The organism is Xanthobacter sp. BG11Y11_SDJG (genome assembly GCF_057364445.1).
The window spans coordinates 1-3,939 of record NZ_JBNFNU010000395.1 but is presented as its reverse complement, the minus strand read 5'-3'; the positions used below and the strand labels follow the sequence as shown (position 1 = coordinate 3,939).

General features: G+C 69.7%; 2 protein-coding genes and 1 pseudogene. 1 reads left to right on the top strand and 2 read right to left on the bottom strand.

From position 1 onward, the window contains the following. Positions 1-2: 2 nt before the first annotated feature. Positions 3-1,322: pseudogene (locus AC2W7M_RS21500) on the top strand (alpha,alpha-trehalose-phosphate synthase (UDP-forming)); the annotation flags it as partial. Positions 1,323-1,508: 186 nt separating this feature from the next. On the opposite strand, the gene AC2W7M_RS21495 reads toward AC2W7M_RS21500, so the two are convergent. After that, positions 1,509-2,849, bottom strand: a complete 1,341-nt coding sequence (locus AC2W7M_RS21495) for a glycosyltransferase family 2 protein (RefSeq protein WP_486134778.1) — start codon at positions 2,847-2,849, stop codon at positions 1,509-1,511. 9 nt (positions 2,850-2,858) lie between these two features. Then, positions 2,859-3,812, bottom strand: coding sequence for a ribose-phosphate pyrophosphokinase (locus AC2W7M_RS21490; RefSeq protein ID WP_486134776.1), 954 nt, complete (start codon positions 3,810-3,812; stop codon positions 2,859-2,861). Positions 3,813-3,939: the final 127 nt, after the last annotated feature.

Here is a 3,939-nt window from a genome sequence, read left to right as displayed (position 1 = left end):
CGATGGGGAGCCGCGCGCCCCGCATCGTCGTGGTGTCCAACCGCGTCGCCGTTCCCGATCCGGGGCGCCGCGCCCAGGCCGGCGGCCTCGCGGTGGCGGTGAACGCGGCGCTCAAGGAGCGCGGCGGCATCTGGTTCGGCTGGAGCGGCACCATCACGCCGACCCCTTCCGACCACCCGGTCGTGACCATGCAGAAGCGCATGACCTATGCGGTGATCGACCTGAAGGAAGACGACTACCAGGAATATTACAACGGCTTCGCCAACCGGGTCCTGTGGCCGATCCTGCACTACCGCGTCGACCTCGCGGAGTTCGCCCAGGCGGACCTCTCCGGCTATATCCGGGTGAACCGGAACTTCGCGGACCATCTCGCCAAGATCATCCAGCCCGACGACATCCTGTGGATCCACGACTACCACATGATGCCGCTGGCCCAGTATCTGCGCGAGCGCGGCCACCGGAACCGCATCGGCTTCTTCCTGCACATCCCCATGCCGCCGCCGGACCTGATCCAGGCCTTGCCGAAGCACGGCGAGATCGTCGGCGCGCTCGCTTACTATGATCTGGTCGGCTTCCAGACCGAGCAGGACAGGGAGAACTTCGCCCGCTATCTCGACACCCGCGGCGGCCAGTCGTCCGCGGACGGGCGCAGCTACGACGTGGGGGGACGGCGGGTGAAGCTCGGCGCCTTCCCGGTGGCGATCGAGACCGAGGCCTTCGCGCGCCGCGCCCGGCACGCGAGCCGCACCCAGTTCGTCAAGCGGTTCAAGGAGAGCCTGTCCGGCCGCAAGCTGATCGTCGGCGTGGACCGGCTCGATTATTCCAAGGGCATTCCGAACCGCCTCGAGGCCTACGAGCGGTTCCTGCGCAACGCGGACGACTGGCACGATAAGGTCGCCTATGTGCAGATCACCCCCAAGAGCCGCACCGAGGTTCCGGAATATGCGGAGATGGACCGCTTCGTCTCGCGCAAGGCGGGCCAGATCAACGGCCTCTACAGCGACGTGTCGTGGACGCCGCTGCGCTACGTGAATCGCACCTATTCGCGCTCGGAACTGGCCGGCATCTACCGGGCGGCGGGCGTCGCCATGGTGACGCCGCTGCGCGACGGCATGAATCTGGTGGCGAAGGAGTTCGTCGCCGCCCAGGATCCGGACGATCCCGGCGTGCTGCTGCTGTCGCAGTTCGCCGGTGCCGCGCACGAACTGTCCGCCGGGGCGCTGATCGTCAATCCGCACGATCTCGACGGCATGGCCCAGGCGCTGCGGCGGGCGCTGGAGATGCCGCTCCCCGAGCGCTCCGACCGCTATCGGCGCATGATGTCGGTGCTGGAGGCCAACGACATCGACCGCTGGGCCAAGCGCTTCCTTGCCGAACTGACGACGATCGGGCCCTTCCCGCCATGTCGCTGCCGCCGGCGGCGGTGCGCACCGTGCGCCCCCATGCCGACTGGCGCAGCGGCCCCGCGCCGCGCAAGGCATGAGGCGTTCCGGCGGCGCCGGGACGGATCACCCGGTCCACTGCCCTTCGGCGAGGACGGGCATCTCCCGCCGGCCAGCGGCCCGGCCGCGGATCATGATCGCGGCGCCCGCCCGGAGCGGGGTGGCGAGGCGATCGAGCGGCAGCTCCATCGCGAATCCGCTTGCGCCGCTGGCGCCGGGATAGTGCTCGGGCACGTCGGGACGGGCGACGCGCTCCAGGGTGAACGGGCCGCAGGCGGCGCCATCCACCAGAACCGCGAACGTGTCGACCGGCGCGCCCTCCGGGCCGAACGCCCAGCCTTCCAGCCGCAGCACGTCGGCCTCAACGGCGCACCCGGTCGAGATGCCCGGCGCCGAGCGGCGGCAGGGTGGGGCGCCAGTCAGCCAGCGCCTGGCGCTGCGCCGGCGTGAGCGCGGGAAGAGGGCGCCGATCCCCGCCAGCGGCGGGCGGCTCTGAGGGGGGATCAGGGAGCGCCAGGGCCAGGGGAGGCCGGCGACGTGGCGCGCATAGCGGCGGCTCAGCCGAGCGGTGCGGGTGCGCAGCGCCCGGTGCGGGCGTTCCCACACCTCGTTCGCGTCGTGGATCTGGAAATAGTGCAGGTCCTTCTGCCGCGACAGCAGCGCGGCACTCGCCTTGCGGCGCTTGCGGTGGAAGAATTCCTGCCGCGACTTGACCGGATAGTGGTTCAGCCGCACCGGCTCCCAGACCACGTCCTGCGCGGCGCCGGCGCCGATGGTCTCGTGCCAGTGCAGATCGCGACCATCGGCATGGACATAGCGGCACCCGGCCTCAAGCGCGAAGGCATGCGGATTGATGATGGCCAGCCCCGCCCCGCGCCGTAGCAGCGTCTTGACGTGCGGGTTGACCTCGTGGAGGCGCGCCCCGCGACGCTGGAACCGCTCAAGCACCGCTCTTGGGCGAAAGGCGATCTCGCCCGCGCTGCCATAGGCGCACCAGTTGAGGCCGATGGCGCCGAGGCCGGGGTCCTCGGCGAGGGCGCCGATCCAGCCTTTCAGGTCGAAGCCCGTGCGCGCGGGATAGATGAACTCGTCCGCGTCGATGAAGGCGACGAAGTCCACCGACGCGGGCCACAGCTCCAGCATGCGCGCATAGGCGCGGGGCTGGGGCGCGGAGGCGGCGTCGTCCGGGAACGGGATGCGGGTGAGGAAGCCGAGGCTCGAAAGGCGGTCGAGCAGTTCGGAGGTGCCGTCGCGGCTCTCATTGTCGAACACGAAGAAGTGGTCGAAGCCGAGCGCGCGATGGTGCGCGACCCACTCCAGCACATAGGGCGCCTCGTCGCGGACGATGGCGCAGATGGCGACGGTCAAGGCCGGGGGCCGCGCGTCGTCCTTTCCGGGCACGGGCACGCCGCCGGCTCAGTCGAACAGGCTGGAGACCGATTCCTCGTGCGCCGTGCGGGCGATGGCCTCGCCGATGAGCGAGGCGATGGACACCACGCGGATATTGCGCGCCACGCGCACCGCCTCGGTGGGCTGGATCGAATCGGTGATCACCAGCTCCTTGAGCTTGGAGGCGGTGATGCGCGCCACGGCGCCGCCGGACAGCACGCCATGGGTGATGTAGGCGGTGACTTCCTTGGCGCCGCGGGCGAGCAAGGCCTCGGCGGCGTTCACCAGCGTGCCGCCGGAATCGACGATGTCGTCGACGAGGATGCAGGAGCGGCCTTCCACATTGCCGATGACGTTCATCACCTCACTCTCGCCGGGGCGCTCGCGGCGCTTGTCGACGATGGCGAGCTGGGCGTCGATGCGCTTGGCCAGCGCGCGGGCGCGCACCACGCCGCCAACGTCGGGCGAGACCACCATGAGGTTCGAGATGTCGAACCGCTCCTTGATGTCGCGCACCATCACCGGGGCGGAATAGAGATTGTCGGTGGGGATGTCGAAGAAGCCCTGGATCTGCCCGGCATGGAGATCCAGCGTCATCACCCGGTCGGCGCCCGCATGGGTGATGAGGTTCGCCACCAGCTTGGCCGAGATGGGCGTGCGCGGGCCGGGCTTTCGGTCCTGCCTCGCATAGCCGAAATAGGGCAGCACCGCCGTGATGCGCTTGGCCGAGGCGCGGCGCAGCGCGTCGATGATGATGAGCAGTTCCATCAGGTGGTCGTTGGCGGGGAACGAGGTGGACTGCAGCACGAACACGTCCTGGCCGCGCACGTTCTCCTGGATCTCGACGAAGATCTCCATGTCGGCGAAGCGCCGCACCACCGCCTTGGTCAGCGGGCTGGCGAGATAGGCGGCGATGGCTTCGGCGAGCGCGCGGTTGGAATTGCCGGCGACGAGCTTCATGGGACCGTTCTCGGATGACATTTCGTGCTCCGCCCGACGCGCAGGGCCACCGTGCTGGAACGTCCAGATAGGCGGGCGGTCGGCCTTTGTAAAGGCCGTGTGGGGCCGGGGACTCCCGCGCGTCAGCTGCGCGGCGTAGCCGAGGGCG